The 19,980-nt window shown below is 36.9% G+C and carries 19 protein-coding genes and 2 tRNA genes; 8 read left to right on the top strand and 13 right to left on the bottom strand.

The features are described 5' to 3' along the window. Positions 1 to 81: 81 nt before the first annotated feature. Together HDF25_RS03700 and HDF25_RS03705 are read left to right on the top strand one after the other, a co-directional pair. Positions 82 to 804 carry a glycosyltransferase family 2 protein gene (locus HDF25_RS03700; protein ID WP_184622897.1) on the top strand — a complete coding sequence of 241 codons (723 nt, stop codon included), beginning with the start codon at positions 82 to 84 and terminating at the stop codon, positions 802 to 804. A gap of 51 nt (positions 805 to 855) precedes the next feature. After that, positions 856 to 1,527: a GNAT family N-acetyltransferase gene (locus HDF25_RS03705; RefSeq protein ID WP_184622899.1), complete on the top strand. Its 672-nt coding sequence runs from the start codon at positions 856 to 858 to the stop codon at positions 1,525 to 1,527. On the opposite strand, the gene ppsA is transcribed toward HDF25_RS03705, so the two are convergent. Continuing rightward, positions 1,522 to 4,143 (bottom strand): phosphoenolpyruvate synthase, encoded by a 2,622-nt coding sequence (gene ppsA / locus HDF25_RS03710; protein WP_184622901.1) that lies wholly within the window; start codon positions 4,141 to 4,143, stop codon positions 1,522 to 1,524. The two genes, HDF25_RS03705 and ppsA, sit on opposite strands and share 6 nt — an antisense overlap. A gap of 379 nt (positions 4,144 to 4,522) precedes the next feature. Here ppsA and HDF25_RS03715 point away from each other — a divergent pair, with 379 nt between their 5' ends. The 3 genes from HDF25_RS03715 (at position 4,523) to HDF25_RS03725 (ending at position 8,176) form a co-directional block, all read left to right on the top strand. After that, entirely contained in the window at positions 4,523 to 5,662 is a 1,140-nt protein-coding gene (locus tag HDF25_RS03715) for a helix-turn-helix domain-containing protein (protein ID WP_184622904.1), read from the top strand. A gap of 152 nt (positions 5,663 to 5,814) precedes the next feature. Beyond that, positions 5,815 to 6,873, top strand: a complete 1,059-nt coding sequence (locus HDF25_RS03720) for a serine hydrolase domain-containing protein (protein WP_184622906.1) — start codon at positions 5,815 to 5,817, stop codon at positions 6,871 to 6,873. A 97-nt stretch (positions 6,874 to 6,970) separates the two neighbouring features. Continuing rightward, positions 6,971 to 8,176 (top strand): DUF418 domain-containing protein, encoded by a 1,206-nt coding sequence (locus HDF25_RS03725; protein ID WP_184622908.1) that lies wholly within the window; start codon positions 6,971 to 6,973, stop codon positions 8,174 to 8,176. Positions 8,177 to 8,364: 188 nt separating this feature from the next. On the opposite strand, the gene HDF25_RS03730 is transcribed toward HDF25_RS03725, so the two are convergent. The 4 genes from HDF25_RS03730 to HDF25_RS03740 form a co-directional block, all read right to left on the bottom strand. Further along, positions 8,365 to 8,437 (bottom strand) — tRNA-Lys (locus tag HDF25_RS03730). A gap of 92 nt (positions 8,438 to 8,529) precedes the next feature. After that, positions 8,530 to 8,805, bottom strand: coding sequence for a Crp/Fnr family transcriptional regulator (locus HDF25_RS03735; protein WP_184622910.1), 276 nt, complete (start codon positions 8,803 to 8,805; stop codon positions 8,530 to 8,532). Continuing rightward, positions 8,771 to 8,959, bottom strand: coding sequence for a hypothetical protein (locus tag HDF25_RS25800; RefSeq protein ID WP_317618184.1), 189 nt, complete (start codon positions 8,957 to 8,959; stop codon positions 8,771 to 8,773). Before HDF25_RS25800 ends, HDF25_RS03735 begins: the two co-directional genes overlap by 35 nt. Next, positions 8,905 to 9,192 (bottom strand): SDR family NAD(P)-dependent oxidoreductase, encoded by a 288-nt coding sequence (locus tag HDF25_RS03740; RefSeq protein WP_260409315.1) that lies wholly within the window; start codon positions 9,190 to 9,192, stop codon positions 8,905 to 8,907. The genes HDF25_RS25800 and HDF25_RS03740 overlap by 55 nt, the downstream gene beginning before the upstream one ends. A 267-nt stretch (positions 9,193 to 9,459) precedes the next feature. Here HDF25_RS03740 and tatA point away from each other — a divergent pair, with 267 nt between their 5' ends. Next, positions 9,460 to 9,732: a twin-arginine translocase TatA/TatE family subunit gene (gene tatA / locus HDF25_RS03745; protein ID WP_184622913.1), complete on the top strand. Its 273-nt coding sequence runs from the start codon at positions 9,460 to 9,462 to the stop codon at positions 9,730 to 9,732. Between the two features lie 51 nt (positions 9,733 to 9,783). Here tatA and HDF25_RS03750 read toward each other — a convergent pair whose 3' ends face one another. Both HDF25_RS03750 and HDF25_RS03755 read right to left on the bottom strand, forming a co-directional pair. Beyond that, positions 9,784 to 10,482, bottom strand: a complete 699-nt coding sequence (locus HDF25_RS03750; RefSeq protein WP_184622915.1) for a porin family protein — start codon at positions 10,480 to 10,482, stop codon at positions 9,784 to 9,786. 29 nt (positions 10,483 to 10,511) lie between these two features. Beyond that, positions 10,512 to 11,144, bottom strand: a complete 633-nt coding sequence (locus tag HDF25_RS03755) for a TetR/AcrR family transcriptional regulator (protein ID WP_184622917.1) — start codon at positions 11,142 to 11,144, stop codon at positions 10,512 to 10,514. Between the two features lie 235 nt (positions 11,145 to 11,379). Here HDF25_RS03755 and HDF25_RS03760 point away from each other — a divergent pair, with 235 nt between their 5' ends. Continuing rightward, positions 11,380 to 11,667: a GNAT family N-acetyltransferase gene (locus HDF25_RS03760; RefSeq protein ID WP_184622920.1), complete on the top strand. Its 288-nt coding sequence runs from the start codon at positions 11,380 to 11,382 to the stop codon at positions 11,665 to 11,667. Between the two features lie 403 nt (positions 11,668 to 12,070). Here HDF25_RS03760 and HDF25_RS03765 read toward each other — a convergent pair whose 3' ends face one another. The 4 genes from HDF25_RS03765 to HDF25_RS03780 all read right to left on the bottom strand — a co-directional run bounded on the left by HDF25_RS03765 (position 12,071) and on the right by HDF25_RS03780 (position 16,973). Continuing rightward, positions 12,071 to 13,579 (bottom strand): PH domain-containing protein, encoded by a 1,509-nt coding sequence (locus tag HDF25_RS03765; protein WP_184622922.1) that lies wholly within the window; start codon positions 13,577 to 13,579, stop codon positions 12,071 to 12,073. Continuing rightward, entirely contained in the window at positions 13,580 to 14,116 is a 537-nt protein-coding gene (locus HDF25_RS03770) for a PH domain-containing protein (RefSeq protein ID WP_184622925.1), read from the bottom strand. Between the two features lie 314 nt (positions 14,117 to 14,430). After that, positions 14,431 to 14,503, bottom strand: a tRNA-Lys gene (locus tag HDF25_RS03775). A gap of 187 nt (positions 14,504 to 14,690) precedes the next feature. Next, positions 14,691 to 16,973 carry a GH92 family glycosyl hydrolase gene (locus HDF25_RS03780; protein ID WP_184622927.1) on the bottom strand — a complete coding sequence of 761 codons (2,283 nt, stop codon included), beginning with the start codon at positions 16,971 to 16,973 and terminating at the stop codon, positions 14,691 to 14,693. A 186-nt stretch (positions 16,974 to 17,159) separates the two neighbouring features. Here HDF25_RS03780 and mnmA point away from each other — a divergent pair, with 186 nt between their 5' ends. After that, complete coding sequence (gene mnmA / locus HDF25_RS03785; RefSeq protein ID WP_184622929.1) at positions 17,160 to 18,251, top strand: tRNA 2-thiouridine(34) synthase MnmA; 1,092 nt, start codon at positions 17,160 to 17,162, stop codon at positions 18,249 to 18,251. Here the strand turns inward: mnmA and HDF25_RS03790 are convergent. After that, on the bottom strand, positions 18,248 to 19,183 hold the full coding sequence (locus HDF25_RS03790; RefSeq protein WP_184622931.1) for a bifunctional metallophosphatase/5'-nucleotidase: 936 nt from the start codon (positions 19,181 to 19,183) through the stop codon (positions 18,248 to 18,250). The two genes, mnmA and HDF25_RS03790, sit on opposite strands and share 4 nt — an antisense overlap. Next, the gene (locus HDF25_RS03795) at positions 19,176 to 19,934 is read right to left on the bottom strand and encodes a 5'-nucleotidase C-terminal domain-containing protein (protein WP_184622933.1); all 759 of its coding nucleotides are present in this window, start codon (positions 19,932 to 19,934) and stop codon (positions 19,176 to 19,178) included. The genes HDF25_RS03790 and HDF25_RS03795 overlap by 8 nt, the downstream gene beginning before the upstream one ends. Positions 19,935 to 19,980: the final 46 nt, after the last annotated feature.

The raw sequence follows: 19,980 nt of genomic DNA on the forward strand, positions 1-19,980 counted from the left end.
TTGTCCCCTGTTATTCCTAAGCATAGTTGTAATTTAGCCTTGGTTTAACTTTATGGTTTAGTTAAACTTAATTCATAAATTATGAAACCTGAGATTACAGAAATAGATATCGTTATTTTAAGTTTTGCGCAAACAGACGAATTAAAGCAGATTACAGCTAACTGTCTGACTTCTTTAATGGCTTCTGAAGATCCTGAATTGATTAAGTTTAATATTATCGTAGTTGAATCGCGAAAAGATTTAAAGCCTTTTCAATACGAATATGGACAAACTGTTTACCCGGATGAGCCATTTGGCTATAATCGTTATATGAATATTGGTATTTCAATGACATCAGCCCCTTATATCTGTTTATGTAATAATGATTTGATTTTTCATAAAGAATGGGCAACAGAAATACTGAAACCTTTTAATATTTACCGGCAGTTATCCAGCGCGTCTCCAATGTGTACCATTCATCATACAAAATTGGGAATGGAACCAAATATCGGAATTCTGACAGGCTATAGAGAACGGGTCGAAGTTTCTGGCTGGTGTCTTTTCTTTAAGCGGAGTATGCTGGAATTAACAGGTAAACTAGATGAAAATTTCATCTTCAGACATGCCTCTCATGATTATACACATTTACTTTTGACTTTAAATCTAAGTCATGTTCTGGTCACATCTTCTCTTGTAGATCACCTGGATCATACAACGTTAAACAAACAGGAACCAGAGCGGTTTGATGAATTGATGTTTCAACAAGACGTTTACTATGAAAAAAAATGGGGCTATCGTTTAGGCCGGAAATGGGAAGAGTTATAAATACAAATTTTAAAACAATCGCTATCTTTATTTTCGCAGATATTCTTTTCTATGATAAATCAAAATAGCGTTTCTCCCGTTGATCCTCGTCTTTTGGAGACCTGGTTAAAAGGATGGTCACTGGCACGTACCTTACCTGCTCCTGTGAAGGATAACGGTATACTTCGCGTAGACGTTGGCTGGCCCCAACAAGTGATGCGTTATGTTTTCCCAGGCCCTTCAGAAAAGCTGGTTAACCTTGCAGCGACTATTAATGATCCCTGGGTTTTTCTGAAAATCTGTGCAGAACCGGAAACAGTAAGGGCATTATTACCTTCACATTGGATAATTCAGGCTCCTGGTTTTATGATGACTTGCTATAGTGGTATGTCAGGTTATGAAACGGAGCCACCAAAAGGGTACAAAATTTCCATCGATGAGCATACAACCATTCCTGTTGTAAACGTACTCACATCAGACCATAAAGTAGCTGCCACTGGTCGTATTGTCTTTGTTGATCAGTTTGCAATATATAACGGTATTGAGACCCACCCCGACCATCGCCGGAAAGGATTAGGGAGTCTGGTTATGAAAAATCTTGAAACAATAGGCGTCAAACGGGGTATTGATAAAGGTATACTTGTCGCAACAGCGCAAGGAAAAGTGTTATATGAAACCCTTGGCTGGAGTATGTATAGTCCATATACGACAGCTGTAATTCCCGAAAGTCACTCTTGTTTATAGGATTTCTACATACCCATCTGTTCCGTTAACACGGATTCGTTGCCCGTCTTTAATCAGTCTGGTCGCATTCTCTACGCCGACAACTGCCGGTAAGCCATACTCACGCGCAATAACTGCACCGTGGGTCATCAGCCCTCCAACTTCAGTGACCAGGCCTTTTATGGATACAAACAATGGTGTCCAGCTAGGATCAGTAAAGGAAGTGACCAATATATCTTCATCTTCAAGATCAACCTCTTCCATGTTCAGGATGACGCGTGCCCGACCTTCTATAACGCCGGAAGAAACAGCGAGTCCTGCAATAGCCCCGTCCGGAAGATTTTCACGTTTATACAGACCTCTAATAATTTCACCATCAGAAGTAATAACGCGTGGCGGACTTAGTTTTTCATCTGATTTGTATTCATCTTTTCGTTTGTTGATGATCTGATAATCGAGTTTCATTGTACGTACAGCTTCCCCTATTTCTTCAAAGCTGAGATAGTATATATCTTCTTTTTCATGGATAACACCAGCTTGTACAAGTTGTTCAGTTTCTTTTAGTAAAGCCTGTTTATACACCATGTATCGACTAACCATACTGTATTTTGGATATTCCCTGTAACCGGCAAAATTCCTGATCTGACTGATCATTTGTTTGGTCTCTCTGGCTTTTTGTTCACCATCCGGCAATTGCCTCAGCCGATCTAATAACTCCTGTTCTTTTTGCTGAGCCTCTAATCGCCCCTGCTCAAATTTCCGTAGACCGGCTCCGGGTTCAAAGTTTTTGATATTACTCAAAATTATTGGCACCAGGATTAATGGCTTTTCCATCCAGCGTGTTTTAGTGATATCGATTTCGCCGGCACAGCGCATCCCATATTTATTAAGGTAAACATAGATAATGTTCTGGATTTTCTCGCCGCCATCAAACTTCACCAGTTCATCCAAAAAGTTATCATCTTTTACCTGTTGTAGATAATCAATTATTTCCGGATAAGGTCGGATTACATCTGCAACATCCAATAGCTCCAGTCCCATTTCTGAAGTAATGTTGTTTGGTACTGACAGAGAAAGAGTGTCTGCTGCTTTTTTCTCACCTAGCCACTCGTTCATCTTTTCATTGATCCAGGTTGAAGCATCCATTCCAGCACGGATCACACTGAAACTTTGCGGATCAAATAAGTTTTCCTTTAGTTGCTGAATATCTGCACGCAGAAAATCAAATAAATCTGATCCGTATTTTGTTTTAATGTTTTGTTTTAACTCTTCTATAGACGTTTGATTACGCTTGATCAAATCAGAAACAATAGTCGGATTACTCTCTATAGGTGCATTAAAACCGGAAGGTGGAATACATTTCTTGCTATCATCCGGTAACGGTTTTATAAAATCTCCCCGCTCTATTAAGGTCATCATCGCATCTTTGATGAGCGGATCATGTTTTTCCATGGCAGCCAATAAATTTTCTCTGCTGTCAGGCGAAGTGAGATCATGTATTACATCAACAAATAACCTTCCCCCTGCTTTGAACATAGGTCTGAAGGCTATTAACTGGAATATAGATAATCCCAGTGGTTTCATCGCGTCTGTCATCATTTGTTGATGACCAACAGAAACATAGATATGGTTTTCCTGATCATTCGCTTCAGGGATAGGATATAAAGTGGTGATTGGCCGGCTCTGTACAATATAGAAGGTATGATCAGCGAAACACCATTCAATATCCTGAGGGCTGCCGAAATGTGCTTCGATTTTTCTGCCTATATGCGCTAGTGCCAGAATCTGTTCATCAGCTAGTGCCTGCCCGCTCTGCCTGGTAAGTTCGATCTCCTTTTCCTGCGTACCACCATCTTTTAAAGCATAAATAGCAAGCTTCTTTACGGAGATCTTCTTATCGACAATTTTACTGTCAGAAACTTTATAATTATCTGCATTTACAATTCCGTTAACCAGTGCTTCACCAAGCCCAAAACTGGCGTCAATGGACAAAGTCTTTCTATTTGAAGTAACCGGGTCAGCGGTAAACATAATCCCAGCTACATCTGGAAAAACCATTTTTTGGATAACAACGGACAAATAGACCTTTCTATGGTCAAATCTATTTTGCAGACGATAGATTATAGCTCTATCGGTAAATAATGATGCCCAGCATTTACTGATATGTCTCAGGATAGCTTCTTTACCGATGATGTTCAGATAAGTGTCTTGCTGTCCTGCAAAAGAAGCCGTCGGAAGATCTTCCGCTGTAGCACTGGAACGAACAGCATAAGCATTTTTTATGCCTATTTGTTCAAGATGCCGGGTAATCTCTTCATCAATTTCTGTGGGAATGACTATGTCTTCAATGAACTTTCGGATTTTTGTACCGATTTCACTAATAGCTTTTCTATGATCTGCTTTCAATAGGGCTAACTGATCCAGCAGAGAATGAAATTCTACACTATCTGCGATAATATCCTGATATACTTCTGTAGTAACACAAAAGCCCCCGGGAACATGTATACCTTCAATCCTGGATAGCTCGCCCAGGTTGGCCCCTTTCCCTCCGACCATTGCAAGTTTTGTCTTATCGGTCTGTTGAAAATCAAGTATGCAGGAATTACAAGCTGTTGTTTTTTTGCTTTCAGAAATCATGAAAATCGGTTTTAAATAAAGCGTTATAACCAAATTTATCAATGGTTTTTCATTTCTGATAGCTTTTAAGACTAAATTTTCAAAGTCGTACTTTATTAAAACTTCTGGCGTTTACCCAATAGACAACAGCATTAAAACATTTAATCTGATTGATCATATAGCTGGGCATATTTTTTCTTTTTTCAATTTTCTATTGATGATTTTATCGCGGAGCCTGGAGTTATAGTTAATAGAAATATAATCTAACTTTTTGTTTGCATATCTAATGGCTTCAGGTTAATTTAGCCAGACAAGTAATAGTCACAAAAATTAGCTATTTTGGGTGCATGGTAAAACTCCAAACTTTACCCCGAAGCTAAAAAACAATGAAAAATGATTAATGGATAAGGCTAATTTATTAGATACAATCACTACTGTAATAACAATATTCATTTCATTATTTCTATCGTTGTTTTTGGTTACAGTCAAAACAGAACATAAATTAAGTAATCGTATTTTTGCTTTTTTTCTGGTTTTAACGGCAATTGATATTTTCGGAAATCTTGGCTATTTGTTTGAAATTCCTTTGAATGTGAGAGTTTTTATGAGCTCGTTTTTTTTCCTACAGCTTCCAACTTTTTATTTATATGTCTTATCCGTCAGTTATTCTGATTTTAAACTAAAACCAAGACATTTAATTCATATTATTCCTTTTTTAATAGCAAATTTAGTCTTATTACCACGCTTTTATACTGTCAGCCTGGCTTCTAAAATTAGTTTTCTCAAAAAAGGCAGCAGTATGCTGGAAATACAGCTCAATCATATTTTCATACATATTCAAATTGTATTATACATCATTGCGGCTTTTATGATCTTAAGAAAGGCAAAAAGAATATATCTTGAAAATTATGCAGGCGCAAGTATTGAATCACTCAACTGGTTATTTCAGTTTACTTTGGCACTATCGTTTTTTTATTTTATTGCTCTGTTAAAAAACATCTTCAAATTTACTGAATACCCGAACATTTCCGAATGGCTAAAAATCGGACTCTTCTTATTTGAGCTGATTATCATTTTTTGGTATTTATATAAAGCATTAAATAACCCAAATCTATTCAGAATTATTGATTCAAAATTAACACTTATAGAGAATATAGTCTTCGAAGAGGAAAATAGTGAGCAATCAGCGGTAAATGAAAAAGAGTTCGATGGAGAGTTGTTGAAATTAAAGAAATATATGATTGAAGAGAGGCCATTTCTCAATCCTTCCTTAACAATTCAAGATATCTCTAATGAGATTGAAATTCCTGTTCGGGACTTGTCGGTTTTAATTAATCATAAATTAGAGCAGCATTTTTATGATTTCGTTAATACCTATCGGATAGAGAATGCAATGGATATTTTAAAAGATGCTACAAAAAGTAAGGTAACTATTTTAGAAATTCTATATGAGGTAGGTTTTAATTCAAAATCTTCTTTTAATACCGCCTTTAAAAAACAAACAGGTAAAACACCTACCTCTTACCGTAAGGATCTGTAAAACAACGCACTGCAACTATTCGTACTTATTTCTTCTAATACTCGTACTAATTTCTCAAAACTAATGCGTTCGAATATTTTTATTCGGTCGCATAGCGTTGCTTTCTTCCACATGTTTGTACCGAAATAATTTTTAACATAAAAAACGGTACAATGAAAACTTCATTAAAATTTTTAGCAGCACTATTATTAGTAAGCAACTTTTCTTTTGGACAAGACATCTCCAAAAAGATTGATTCAATAATAAAAGATAATTATAAAAAAAATCCTGACGTAGGTATAAGCGTTGGCTTTATCAAAAATAACGAAGAATACTATACCGCCTATGGTAATCTGAACGCCGGAAGTCAAACTGAAATTAATAAGAATTCCATATTCGAAATCGCATCTATCACTAAAATTTTAACTTCAAATTTAATTGCACAAGCCGTTATTGATCATAAAATAAAAACAGATGATTATATCGACAACTTCCTTCCCAAGGAATATGTTTTGCATGAAAATCTTAAAAACAAGATAAAAATTTCAGATCTGGCATCTCATCAATCTGGTTTACCAGATATAGATTTTGGAAAGTTAATAGAATTAAATCCACAGCAGCCAGTAAATAGTGTAACTGAAAAAACATTGGCTACTATAATCAATAATTGTAGGGAGCTAACAGATTATGGTAAATATCGCTATTCTACGATTGGATATACTTTACTCGGACAAATATTAGAAAAAGTGTATAATAAGAGCTACGATGAAATTATTAGAGAAAAAATAATAGACCCGTTACAGATGACAAATACGCTAACGAAAGATTTTAATGTAAAAAACAGGACAATTGGCCACAATCCTAATGGCGGGATTCAGGAATTCTTCAAATGGAATATTACTGCATCTGCCGGATTAGTAAAATCTAATGCTTCTGATATGGTTACATATTTAAAAGCGGTCTTAAATAAAGAAACTGCGATAGGTAAAGCTGCTATAATTACGGAAAAACTCTTCTACAAAGATGAAAATAGAGAATTGGGATTAGGAGTAAATATCATAACAGATGATAAAAATACAATTTATTTAAAGTCAGGAGATTCTATGGGACAGTCTTCGATTATATTTTACAATAGGAGTAAAAATTGGGGCATTATAATACTTCTAAACCAAAGGAACTCAAAAATGAGACAAAACTTATTAGACAAAATTTATGATACAATATTGAAATAAATAAAATTGTAAAAGTATTGTGTCATTTACAATATCAATAACATATTATGCTAAAATTTAATCATTTTTAAATAAAGTTAAAGTCCTTTAAAAAATTATGGAGCCCATAGCTGTACAACCTATTCCCGCAACTAACCGTACCGCCATTTTAGACATTTTACGTGGCTGGGCCATCATTGGCGTTGTCATTGGAAATTACGATTACTTTGCCGAAGCTGGAAATAAAATTCAGCATGCACCCAATATTATTTCTACTAGCCTCCAATATTTTATGGCTTATGTAGTAGCTGCCAAATCATGGACCATGCTAAGTGTACTGTTTGGTTATGGCTTTGCTTTAGTAATGAATAATGTTGCGGCTAAAGGCAAGAATCCGGTACTGTTCTTTTCTCGGCGAATGTTCTGGCTGCTGGTACTGGCTTTTATCAATTCTGCCTTCTGGTTTGGTGATGTATTAAAGGATTATGCTCTTTTAGGATTTATCTTATTGCTATTTCACAGACAATCTGCTAAAACGGCTCTGAGGGTCGCTGCTGCACTCGTACTGCTTGTACCTTTTGTCGCTGCTTATCTCTCCTATTTGAAATTATTTAACTACGATGTGGCAAAGGCTCATTTTATGCACTTATATTATAGTCATAACTGGATAGATATTTTCGTGATGAACCTCAAAGGTACATACTATACAGAAATGATCAATCCGGGTTATGCAATTACCGCACATATGGTTATGCTGGCTTGTATGCTTCTGGGTTTTGCTGCCCAGCGGATAGATTTTTTCAACCGTCTGGCGGAATTTAAAAAACAATTGAAAACAGTGTTTTTTGCCACACTCCTATTTGCTGTCGCGTCTAATGTTGCACAATCTTTTATCGATAAAGCAAATCCACATTTCTTTAATTGGTTTAAGCCTTATTACTGGATTACCCTAAGTACAATGATTTCCATTTTGTGCGGTATTTGCTGGCTGTATCTGAACGGAAGAATGCAGTATTTTTTTACTGGCTTGCAGGCCATGGGTAAAATGACGCTTACTAATTACATGATGCAGAGTATACTGGCGCCTTTTATTTTTTTAAATGTAGGTTTAGGTATATTCAATACTCAGCCATACTGGTTTTATATATTTATAGCCCTGCTGATTTTTATTATCCAGGTAGGCTTTAGTAAATGGTGGTTAAGCCGTTATAATTATGGGCCGGTGGAATGGATATGGAGGCAACTCAGCTATGGAAAGAGGTTTCCTATCCGTAAAAAAGATGAAACTATATCATCTCTCTTTTCAAATAATATACAGGATTGATTAAAGCCATTTATCCTTTCGACCAGGGTATTTTCATCACTATCCCCATTTTTAGTCATATTGAAGTAGGAACTTCAGAAAATATCTGTAAAATTCACCGAATCGGGGCATGTTTTGACACCCGGTAAAAACAAAACCCCTGCAAACTATAGTTTGTAGGGGTTTATACGTTTTGATCTCAAATCTTGTGATCCCGCTAAGGCTCGAACTTAGGACCCGCACATTAAGAGTGTGCTGCTCTACCAACTGAGCTACAAGATCATTATCATCATCTATTGTAACTATTAAGATCTATAATTGTTTGTAAATTAGTAAATAATATCAAAGGTTTTTAAAGCCTTTTGCTTTGATGATTAATTAAGCCGTTGTCTCGCATACTTCTTCCTGACGCGGCTAAGGGTCTCGCGGGATAAACCCAGATATGACGCAACCATGTGTAAAGGTAGCCGGTTGTAAAATTGAGGATACACCTTGATGAAATTGGCATATTTTTCTTCTGCAGTTTCATTGATATTGCTTAGAATCCTGCTCTGACTGACTTCAAAGCGTTTAGCCCCTAATCTGTCCTTTAAATCCTGAAATTTAGGAATAAGCTTAAATAAGGCATTCAGATTCTCCTTTGTAAGCATGTATGAAGTTTGTCCAAAGCTGTTTAGCAAAGTCAATATGTTCTTCAGGTACCATTTTGCTAAAAACAGGTGTATCGATTGAACCAGGGGATATTACATTCACTCTGATTTTTCTGGATAATAAATCCAGCGAAAACCCTCTTGCAAATGATATAACCGCAGCTTTTTGACCCGTAAATAAACACTTTTTAGATCATCGGCCTTGGTTACATCACCCGCCAGTCCGATAGAATCATTTCCGAGCTGTTCCACTGCAGAGTCGAGAGTTTTTTTATTCCTGCCGGTGATTGTACCAACTGCACCTTCACTTCTGAAAGCGTTGGCAATACCAAATCCTATACCGCTGTTACCGCCCGTAACTATGGTTATCTTGTTTTTTAACTTCATTGTTCTTTAAATTTTTACAATCCAAAAGTGAGATACTTTTACCAATAGCGACAAGGGCATTTGACAAGATTTTTAGGTGATCTATATCACAGTTATAGCAGAGGAATTAAAACAATCCACACGCTCTGACATCGTACAGCCTCAGCTGAATGACTATAAAAGGAGATTCAGCAACTAAACAGATTAGAATATTCTAATACAGATGAAAAAGTCTTTAAAGCATTCTATCTTTGAAAAAAAATCAATGTTTCATTTAATTCGTATGACATGTATACTGGAATATTAGCTGAATTTTTAAATATGGGTGGCAGCGAAATTATGCTCATCCTTGTCGTTGTCCTTTTATTGTTTGGCGGCAAAAAATTACCAGAACTGGCACGTGGATTAGGTCAGGGGATAAGAGATTTTAAAGATGCTTCTGAAGGTGTGAAAAGAGAAATACATCGTAATATCAACGCCGTAGACCCTCAGGAAGATGCACCGGTAAAAACAGAAGAAAGACCAGCTGAGCCGTCTAAAGTATCTGCTGAAGCTGTATAAGAACGAAATTGTGGTTGGAAGGAGTGTCGTTTTAAGCTCTCGTAATATTAATTAAAACTTATATCCAATCGCAATTCCAAAACCCTTATTTCTCAAGCTTCCGTCTGGTTGATAATCATTGAATCGGGGAACTAGATTAGCCAGACCAGCCGTCCCTGTAATCTGTAGGGTTAGACTATTACGGAATTCATAACCCAGTGTTGCATTAAAACCATAATCAAACGGTTTTCCATAAGTATATTCTGAATCGTTACGAAACGAGCCATCGTTCCTAAAAGCCACGCTACCTTCTCCCTTTATCCTAATATCCCCCAACAATATTTCACTATCAGACTTCCATTTACCCCCTGTTCCATAACCGATGTAAGGCCCGACGCCCAATATTAAATTTCCCATTCCCATTTTCGGTTTATACAGAAAATTTACCGGTAACTCTATGTAATCGGCTTTAACCTTAAAATTTGTCGCTGAGCCGTAAAAACCTCCGCTTTCCTGTTTGAATCCCTTACGGTTATACAACAGTGCAGGCTGGATATAAAAATCATCAGTTAAGGGAACATCTGCAGTAAGACCAATAAGCAACCCGGGCAGTGATTGGGTATTGGCTTTGCTTCCATTTTCCATTTTTTCTTTGACATTGGAAAAGCTTACCCCAGCCTGAATGCCAAATCTGGTCTGGGCATTAGTTATATTGGATGCAGATATAAGGATAACCAGCAATAGCGGTAGTTGGATTTTTTTATGTTTCATATTTTTTTTCGTATTTTTTTTGAAAATTATTATTCGTTATAGGTCTCTTGCAATATTTTAGTAATTGCATTTTTAATTCTGGCCATTCCTTCCGGTGTGTTAAGGTCTATCTCGCAAAACAACGTATCGGTTGACTTTGCATGCAGCACGAGGTAATAAATACCCGCAACTAACAAAGCTGACACCGCCCTTAGGTCGGTCTCCCTACCCTCCAGTTCTTTATCAGACAGTGCGAAAAAATATTTGCTAAGCTGTTCTCTTTCCTCAGCGACTTCTTTCATTATTGTTGTGCTTTCGCTGATCTGCCACAGGATCGTTTTTTGCATTTCTTCATTGCTAAAAAAATAATCCATCTGGTTTAGCAACAGGCATTCCAGTATTTCCCTCGTATTTTCGCCTTTATTCTCTTTCATCATCGACACCGCATCACCTGAAGCAGCAAGCCAGTAATCTTTGCCACGTACATAAGTTTCAATAAGATTATCAACTGTGCCAAAATAAAGTGTGATAAGCCGACGGCTCAATCCTGCTGCACTGGCAATATTTGTTGCAGTTAAGCCTGTATAACCCTTAGATTTAATGATTACTCCAACAGCGTAAACAAGCTTTTGGATGGAACGCTCTTTGTCATTGGATATTCCCTGGTAGGTTTTTCTAGTCATAAATTAGAGGTGTCTAATCCAAATGTATTAATGTTCCCGATAATGGGAAAATTAATACATCAATGACCGATAGTATTTGTAAGAGATCCTACAAGTTATCTATCAATGGAAGTCTTCCAATGTGCAGACATGCTGCTAAACATGACGTAATCGGTGCATATCGGATCATTTATTTTTTAACAATCGTAAAGGTCTTGCACATACATTAATATGAAGTATTTTTGTTAAAATAAGTATGGATATAACGTTAGTTAAATACACAGCCAGTGATTTTGATCTTTTCAAGAGGATGGTAAGTGATGATGAGACAATGAAATATATTGCAGGAAATGGTTGGACAGAAAGTCAAGCAAGGATCCACTTTGACTCGATGCTTGAAACCAATTGCAAAGAAAACGGATTAGGGTTCTACAAAGTAGTTAATCAGAAAAATGAATTTATATGTAAAATGGTGCATATTTTGACACTCTTTGAAAAACAAAACCCCTACAAATTATCGTTTGCAGGGGTTTATATGTTTTGATCTCAAATCTTGTGATCCCGCTGGGATTCGAACCTAGTATAAAAAACAGGGTTTACTCATTATCTGGAAGGTTTTGGATTTGGTACTCACCGAATCACTTACTTTATATTTGGCACGTTTTAGCTGCAAATGCTATGGGGCTAAAATACGCAATATCTTTCAGGAAATACATGTATCTACATTTGATTCTAATTAACACTATACGAAAGGATTTGAATTTTTAACTCATTTGAGGAAGCTAAAACAACTGAAATTCAGGGTATTATCAAGCAATCATCACCTATTGATCGTTTAAGGCATACGGTTGAACTTATTTTGCGTGTACATCAGGTAAGTAGAGAAGACTTAAAGAAATAAACGCCTGGATTGATACCATAGTTGCGGAGATTATTTGCTCCTTAATTTACATCCAACCCTTATTGCCACTTTCAACTTGGTATATCCAATAATTTACCAAATGCTTAATTTCGGTATAATTACCATATTTAAAGCGGATTTTTCCGGCAGCGGTGTGCAGACAAAGATGACCAACATCTACACCTTTATGCCATGGATATTGAAAAGTTGTAATGGCTTGTATTTTATTAGGCATGATAATTTCGTGTGAAATATCCCAAATGCCACTTTTTTTTATGATAAACTCTTCGTTTACAGTAATCCGATGTCTTTTGTAACTGATGTAAATCATCAATACACCTGTTAAAAAGTAAATACCTGCCAACGGTAAATAAGGCTTAATCTCCGCAACGTTGAAACCAACAATTAAAAAAACAACTACAGGTATAACCAGATTGAAAAAGATTGGAAGGTTTAAGAATCTCCAGTTGGGGATAAATATTTTACCCTTAGCCGGAATTTTGCCCAATATCATTTTTAATAATTCATCTCGTTCATTAGCATTGCAGCCTACAATTTCCAAAGTATTACCTTGCATTTCATGCTCATCTTTACTTTTTCCAAAGTGAGCTTGCCTTAAGCTCATATTTAAAAGCCCTATTTTTTTCTGGAAAAAATTTTGAGTGTGCTTTGTAATCTGAACCTTTTCTGGATTAACCAATGTATTCTTCTTTGCAAATAAACCGTAAGATATTAATAACGAGTGCTTGTGCTGGGTAATTTTGAGTTCGAAATATTTATAAAATACTCTAACTAAATTAAAAATCAAGGATAACAGCAATAGCGTAACAACTAGAATCGTAACAGAAAATATTGTAGACATACCGCTCATTAGCGACACATAATGAATACCATCGATTTGAAAAGCTTTAATAATTTGCTGTCCCTCATGAATTAGTGAGCTTAAAAACAAGATTAATAAACCTAAACTTCTTCCGTAATTTGAAGTTAAACCAACTTTAAACAAAGTCCAGGTGCTAATTTGAACAATAGAGCGATTTTCCGTTGTGATATTTGCTTCATCATTTTCTTTAATATCAAGAGCAAAATCAGTGCTTTTATTAAGTAAATGCTCTTTTAAATTATAAGCTGAACTTTCATCAATAGCCAGTATATTCGCTTCCGCACCATTAGAGCCAGCAGTATCAATCTTTAATCCGTAAACGCCAATAATTTTTTGAAGAATGGTTTGATTGATATTTACCTGCTGAATTTTATCAAGTTGAATAATAACCTGATCTCTATTAAAAATTCCCTTATTAACAATGAATTCTTGCTTATCCTTATTTAAAAAGAAAGTAAATTTTAAATACCATAGATAAGCAATAAGAAAGCTGATAAAAATAACAATTGCCAAACCGGAGGTTAGGAATATTAAGCTATTGGTTTTCATTTTAACCAGCGATATAGCAAAGAGAATAATAAAAACTTTTACAATTTTGAAAGCTGTGTGGCTTCCCATAATAATTATTCCTGCTGCTGATTGGCGCTGTGGTTTACTGAAATCATTTTCCATTTATTCTTCAATAATTGTTGAATTCTTAGCCAGATTGAGTGTATTCAATAGCAAATCACGAATGCTTTTAGCCTCATCAATAGGAATTCCTTTAATTTTTAAATGTCCGCTATCGCCACCAGCAGTAAAAACCTGTAGAGAGCCGAGTTTGAAAATTCTGGAAAAAATCCCTTCATTTAATTCAATATGCTGAATCCTATTTAGGGGCACAATCGTAGTAGATTCAGCGATTATCCCACTTTTATAAATAACATCTTTAGACCGGATTGCATAACCTCTTTTTTTAAAACTTGCTACAAATAGAAGTATAAGCAGGCCCATAAAAACCAGATATATAGATAGAATTAAAACCACATTCGGTTTAAGCTCATCAATAAAAGTAATTCCTAAACCTATTAATGCTCCAAAAACAATGAAAGAAATACTAAAGTTGATGAAAATAATTTTAAGGTAATCCTGGTGTGGTTTATTTAGTTCAATTTCTTCGTAGCGCGGAATTGTACTAATATCGATCGTATCATTTTCAAATAGGGACATGATGAGCTTTTGGTTAAAAATATAAAACAATTGATCTACTAATAGATGAAAAAAGAATTGTTTTGTTACATAAGACAATGAAGCTCTCAATAGCGGAGTATTTATATTTTACCCACAACCAAAATACAGATTTTCAACTAGCTGTATGTCAGTGGATTAATACAAATCAGGGGAGTTTGAAGAAATAAAGAACAACGCACCTAATGACGCTCATTTTATATGCGATTTATTGCATGTTTTGACACCCCTTAAAAAACAAAACCCCTGCTAACATAATGTTTGCAGGGGTTTATATGTTTTGATCTCAAATCTTGTGATCCCGCTGGGATTCGAACCCAGGACCACTACATTAAAAGTGTAATGCTCTACCAGCTGAGCTACGGAATCATTTCCTTTTTTGAAGGACTGCAAAGGTAGAAATTAAATACTAACATGCAAATACAGAATGAAAATAATTGGCTTTAAACACCCAACAAGCTGTTTTTCAATAGAATTAATTTAAACATCTCGTTCTATTAGTTTAAACAGGGCTGGAGAATGTTGCTCCAGCCCTGTTTAAACCATTTCTTAAGTTCTATTTAGCAGGTTTACTGCTCATATAAAATGTCAGTTTTCCACCATTAGTAATATCAGCGTGTTTAATTGTATGCATTGTTACGGGTATGCCATTTAACAAAACCTTGGACACGTATACATTTTTATCACTCTGGTTAATTGCATCTATAGTAAATGTCTTTCCGTTTTCCAGTTTCAGCACTGCTGATTTAATTGCCGGGCTACCTAATGAATACTCATCTGACCCTGGTGCTACGGGATAAAATCCCAGTGAAGAGAAAATATACCAGGCACTCATCTGTCCGCAGTCATCATTTCCTCCCAGTCCATCAGGTGCTGCCTTATATTGCATTTTCAGGATCATTCTTACTCTCGATTGTGTTTTCCAGGGCTGATCTGTCCAGTTGTAAAGATAAGCTACGTGATGAGCTGGCTCATTACCATGTACATAACCTCCTACTATGCCTTCGCGGGTAATATCTTCAGTTTCTGCAAAAAATTCATCTGGTAAATGCATCGTAAATAAGGTATCTAACCTGTTGGCAAAACGCTGCTTCCCTCCCATGCGTTCAACCAGCAGCTTTGGGTTTTGTGGAACAAAGAAACTATAGTTCCATGAATTACCTTCAATGAACCCCTGTCCATTGGTACTCATCACATCAAACTTCTTCTGAAAAGTTCCATCAGCCATTTTTGCACGCATAAAACCGGTAGACGGGTCGAAATTATTCTCCCAGTTTCCAGAACGTTTCATATATTCTTCGTAAATGGCCTGCTTATTTAGTTTTTTGGCTAGTTGAGCAATACACCAGTCATCATAAGCATATTCCAGTGTGTTGGAAACCGATGTGCCGCTTTTTTCAACCGGAATATATCCCCTGTCAATGTATTCTCCTATCCCATCATAGTTCCTATGATTAGAAGTTGTAATACAGGCCGCCAGCGCTGCTTCAGGATCACCATTATATACGCCTTTGATAATTGCGTCAGTCAATACAGATACGCTGTGATAACCGCTCATACACCAGTTGTCATTCGCATAATGTGACCATACCGGAAGCATCTTCAGAGAACTCTGATCATAATGAGCCATCATAGATTTAACCATATCATTATTCCTGGAAGGCTGAATCAGGTTAAAGAATGGATGTAATGCCCTGTAAGTATCCCATAATGAAAAAGTAGTATAATTCGTAAAGCCTTTAGCCTGATGCACATTCTGATCCAGCCCCTTGTACTGACCATTGACGTCAGCATAGGTTGTTGGATTGATAAAAGCGTGATACATTGCGGTATAAAAATTCACCTTATCTTCTTCAGAGGTATTGACACTGATCTTGTTCAGCTCTTTGTTCCACTCTTCTTTCGCCTGTTTTCTCACCTGCTCAAAGTCCCACCCTGGTATCTCTGCACGCATGTTTTCAAGGGCATTATCCTGACTCACTGGCGAAAGTGCAAATTTGATCTTCACTTTTTCCTGGTCTTCAGTTTTAAAGTCAAAATACATCCTCAGCTGTTTACCAGCTATTTCCGGGAAATTTTTGGTCTGGTCGAACTTTCCCCAGAACCCACGGTAAACTTGTCTGCGATCATAATTCTTCTGACCATATTGGGTGAATGGTTTCGAGAACGACATCGCAAAGTATACAGTTCTGGTCCTTGCCCAGCCGTTGGTCTGACGGTAACCTGTAACCAGGGTATCATTAACTACCCTGACATAAGTCCATACATTTTTGTCTTCATAATTATATATTCCTGACATCAGGTCAAGAATAATATGTGACTGGTCAGATTTAGGAAAAGTATACTGATGCATCCCTACCCGCCTGGTCGCAGTTAATTCTGCCAGAATCTGATCATCATCTAATTTCACTTTGTAATAACCTGCCTCGGCCACTTCATTCTGATGGGAGAAAGCAGAACGGAAGCCACTTTTAGGATCAGAAGCAGTTCCTGGATTCAGTTGTAATTTGCCCTGTGTAGGCATAATCAGGAAATCTCCAAGATCTGAATGCCCGGTACCACTGAAATGAGTATGACTAAAACCTACAATAGTCTTGTCTTCATACCTATAGCCCGCACAATATTTATAAACGTCACCATTGTATTTACCATTCAGTTCATAAGAAATGGTATCCGTCTCGGGACTCAACTGCACGGCACCGAATGGAACAACTGCACCTGGATAGGTATGTCCCATCTTTTGGGTTCCGATAATTGGTTTCACATATTTAGCCAGATCCTGCTGTGCACTGGCAAGAAAAGGCACGAATAATAAACTGTAGAATAAAGATTTCTTCATCAATTGAATAGGTTTTGGTTGTTTATTTTAGATTGTCTAATATATCATATAAAGTTTATAAAACGCTGTGCTGTAAAAGCTATATCGTTTAATCATCATAAAATAAAACCTTTTTACAAGGATCTGACTCCTTAAAAAATGAATCTTTAACTAAAATCCGTTATTTTTGTATCATATTAAAATACAATGAGTAAAAGGGGTAGAATTCTGGTAGCCATGAGTGGCGGTGTAGATAGTTCAGTAGCAGCAGTAATGCTACACGAACAAGGGTATGAAGTTATTGGCTTAACAATGAAGACCTGGGACTATGCAACCTCTGGCAGCAGTAGTAAGGAAACCGGTTGCTGCAGTCTGGATAGTATCAATGATGCCCGTACTTTAGCAGTAAACTATGGCTTTCCGCATTATATATTAGACATCAGAGAAGAATTTGGTGATTATGTAATTGATAACTTTGTTGATGAATATCTGGCAGGACGCACACCTAATCCATGTGTGTTATGCAATACGCATATTAAATGGGAAGCGCTGCTGAAGCGTGCCAATAAACTGGACTGTGAGTTTATCGCTACAGGTCACTATGCTAATGTCAGACAACATGACAATGGCAGACACGTAATTTCTAAAGGACTGGACGAAAACAAAGATCAGTCTTATGTATTGTGGGGTGTATCGCAGGAAAACCTTGCACGTACACAATTTCCTTTAGGATCTTTCGCTAAAGCTGACATCAGACAAATGGCCCTGGATATGGGGCAGGAAGAACTTGCTAAAAAGAGTGAGAGTTATGAAATCTGTTTTGTACCTGAAAATGATTACCGTTCTTTCCTGAAACATAAAGTGGAAGATCTGGAAGATCGTGTGGCAGGTGGAAATTTTATTACCAGTGACGGAATGGTTGTCGGACAACATAAAGGTTATCCTTTTTATACAATCGGTCAGCGTAAAGGTCTTGGGATTGCTTTTGGGGAGCCTATGTTTGTTACCCAGATCCTTCCTGAAAGTAACACAGTGATGCTGGGCAGAGCTGAAGAACTGGAAAGAAAAGAAGCAATGGTACGTAACATTAACCTGATCAAATATGAAAATATTCTGGAACCAATGGATAATGTGATTACCAAAATACGTTATAAAGATGCAGGTATGTTAAGTACCATCGTTCAGGAGAAAGACAGAATGCGTGTGGTATTTGACCACAATGTATCTGCTATCGCTCCAGGACAATCCGCTGTTTTCTATGAAGGAAACGACCTTCTGGGTGGCGGTTTTCTTGTTTAAACAGCATCCAGCTGATCTGATATCATATAGGGTGAAGAAGTTAATGATTTCTTCCCTCTGTATGATTCAAAATAATAATCTATACGTCCCAGATTTATTCCGGCAAAACCTACCTGGTTAATTGTTGTAAGCTTACCTGACCTGTTTTTAACGTCCTGAGGCTTAGCCATAAAAGTATGGGTATGCCCACCAATAATCAGATCAATATGATCGTTGTTCTGAGCTAGTGTCTGATCTGAAACTTTACGATCCGAATATTTATAGCCCAGATGTGAGAGACAGATGATCAGATCACATTTATGTTCATTTTTAAGTAAGCCGGCAACTTCATTGGCTTTCTGAACAGGATCAAGATAGATCGTATTTCCGTAGTTCTTCTCCCCGACCAGCCCTTTAAGTTCTATACCTATTCCAAAAACACCAATCTTTAAACCTCCTTTATTAAAAATCTGGTAGGGTTTGGTAGATTGATGCATGATCGTATCAGAAAAATCATAGTTACTCACCAGAATAGGGAATTTAGCATGTGGAAGTTGCTTATAGAAGCCCTCTACTCCATTGTCAAAATCATGGTTGCCCATTGTTGCAGCATCGTAACCCATCTCACTCATGAGCTTAATTTCAAGCTCACCGCCATATAAATTAAAGTATGGTGTCCCCTGAAAAATATCACCTGCATCCAGCAAAAGTACATGCTGCTGTTCTGCCCTGATCTTCTTAATCAAAAACGCTCTTCGTGCTACTCCGCCTAACCCCTGGTTCCTGGAACCGTCCATCGCAAAAGGTTCAATCTGGCTATGTACATCATTTGTATGCAGAATAGTTAATTTCCTGATCCCCCCATTAGCCAGGGCATCTATACTATCAATACTTAATGCCGTCGCTGCGGCTGCGATACTTCCGTTTTTTATAAATTTCCTGCGATTAATCATGCGTAATCCTCCCGTCTAATTTTGTACTTATTTTTTCACCTCTTGCCTGAGTCTCTTTAATATAACTGATGAGTGCATCGCGTATTTTAAGGTTTAATACCTTACTGGCCACTGGCTTTTTGAAACAACTGATTCCGTCAGCCCCACCAGCGATATAATCAGAGGTAAGTACGTGATAGTTTTTAGTCTGATCAAATGGTTGACCGTTGATGATTACTGCAGCTGGTTTACCGGCTACAATCTTCATCTTCAGTCCTGATACTGGCTGTCCTCCGGTACGTGCGATATAATCGAGCAGGGACTGGACTTCTGTTCCTTTAATTTCAAAAACGATCAGCTCATTTTCAAATGGCATCAGCTGAAAAACATTAGCTAACGTAATTGCACCTGATGGCAGATCATTGCGTAATCCTCCATTGGTACTAGGCATTGTGAAATCTATTTGTGGATCTGTTTTACGAGCTTCGGCCAAAGCTGCATCTGAGAAAAAATCACCGAGAACCGACTCTCCTCCTGTCATCTTCTTTTCAAGCAGATTTTCAGAATAGCCTAATATTACATTCATTTGTGAATCGAGCTTCAGCTTGTAAGGTTGATAAGTCCGGATAATTGAACTGTCAGCTTTTACTTCTTTTGTTACTGCATATTCAGTACGGTTAGATTTAACCAGGTGATAATTGCTGCTGCAAGAATACAAAAGTAAAGGGCCCAGAATAAAACTGAGTGTTTTAAGGGGTATAAAAGTATGCATAAATGAAATTTAGTTGCAAATGTAAATCAAATTCATGCATATTCAG

This window comes from Pedobacter cryoconitis (assembly GCF_014207135.1).
In the GTDB taxonomy this organism is placed as follows: Bacteria; Bacteroidota; Bacteroidia; order Sphingobacteriales; family Sphingobacteriaceae; genus Pedobacter; species Pedobacter cryoconitis_D.

Bases quoted from the DNA above. Each gene is read 5' to 3' on its own strand.
- HDF25_RS03700 (WP_184622897.1), top strand. From the start codon at position 82: ATGAAACCTGAGATTACAGAAATAGATATCGTTATTTTAAGTTTTGCG.
- HDF25_RS03740 (WP_260409315.1), bottom strand. From the start codon at position 9,192: ATGAAGTTAAAAAACAAGATAACCATAGTTACGGGCGGTAACAGCGGT.
- HDF25_RS03755 (WP_184622917.1), bottom strand. From the start codon at position 11,144: ATGACTAGAAAAACCTACCAGGGAATATCCAATGACAAAGAGCGTTCC.
- HDF25_RS03765 (WP_184622922.1), bottom strand. From the start codon at position 13,579: ATGGAAAATGATTTCAGTAAACCACAGCGCCAATCAGCAGCAGGAATA.
- HDF25_RS03715 (WP_184622904.1), top strand. From the start codon at position 4,523: ATGGATAAGGCTAATTTATTAGATACAATCACTACTGTAATAACAATA.
- HDF25_RS03705 (WP_184622899.1), top strand. From the start codon at position 856: ATGATAAATCAAAATAGCGTTTCTCCCGTTGATCCTCGTCTTTTGGAG.
- tatA (WP_184622913.1), top strand. From the start codon at position 9,460: ATGTATACTGGAATATTAGCTGAATTTTTAAATATGGGTGGCAGCGAA.
- HDF25_RS03780 (WP_184622927.1), bottom strand. From the start codon at position 16,973: ATGAAGAAATCTTTATTCTACAGTTTATTATTCGTGCCTTTTCTTGCC.
- HDF25_RS03760 (WP_184622920.1), top strand. From the start codon at position 11,380: ATGGATATAACGTTAGTTAAATACACAGCCAGTGATTTTGATCTTTTC.
- HDF25_RS03735 (WP_184622910.1), bottom strand. From the start codon at position 8,805: ATGCTTACAAAGGAGAATCTGAATGCCTTATTTAAGCTTATTCCTAAA.
- HDF25_RS03790 (WP_184622931.1), bottom strand. From the start codon at position 19,183: ATGATTAATCGCAGGAAATTTATAAAAAACGGAAGTATCGCAGCCGCA.
- HDF25_RS03725 (WP_184622908.1), top strand. From the start codon at position 6,971: ATGGAGCCCATAGCTGTACAACCTATTCCCGCAACTAACCGTACCGCC.
- ppsA (WP_184622901.1), bottom strand. From the start codon at position 4,143: ATGATTTCTGAAAGCAAAAAAACAACAGCTTGTAATTCCTGCATACTT.
- HDF25_RS03770 (WP_184622925.1), bottom strand. From the start codon at position 14,116: ATGTCCCTATTTGAAAATGATACGATCGATATTAGTACAATTCCGCGC.
- mnmA (WP_184622929.1), top strand. From the start codon at position 17,160: ATGAGTAAAAGGGGTAGAATTCTGGTAGCCATGAGTGGCGGTGTAGAT.
- HDF25_RS03750 (WP_184622915.1), bottom strand. From the start codon at position 10,482: ATGAAACATAAAAAAATCCAACTACCGCTATTGCTGGTTATCCTTATA.
- HDF25_RS03720 (WP_184622906.1), top strand. From the start codon at position 5,815: ATGAAAACTTCATTAAAATTTTTAGCAGCACTATTATTAGTAAGCAAC.
- HDF25_RS03795 (WP_184622933.1), bottom strand. From the start codon at position 19,934: ATGCATACTTTTATACCCCTTAAAACACTCAGTTTTATTCTGGGCCCT.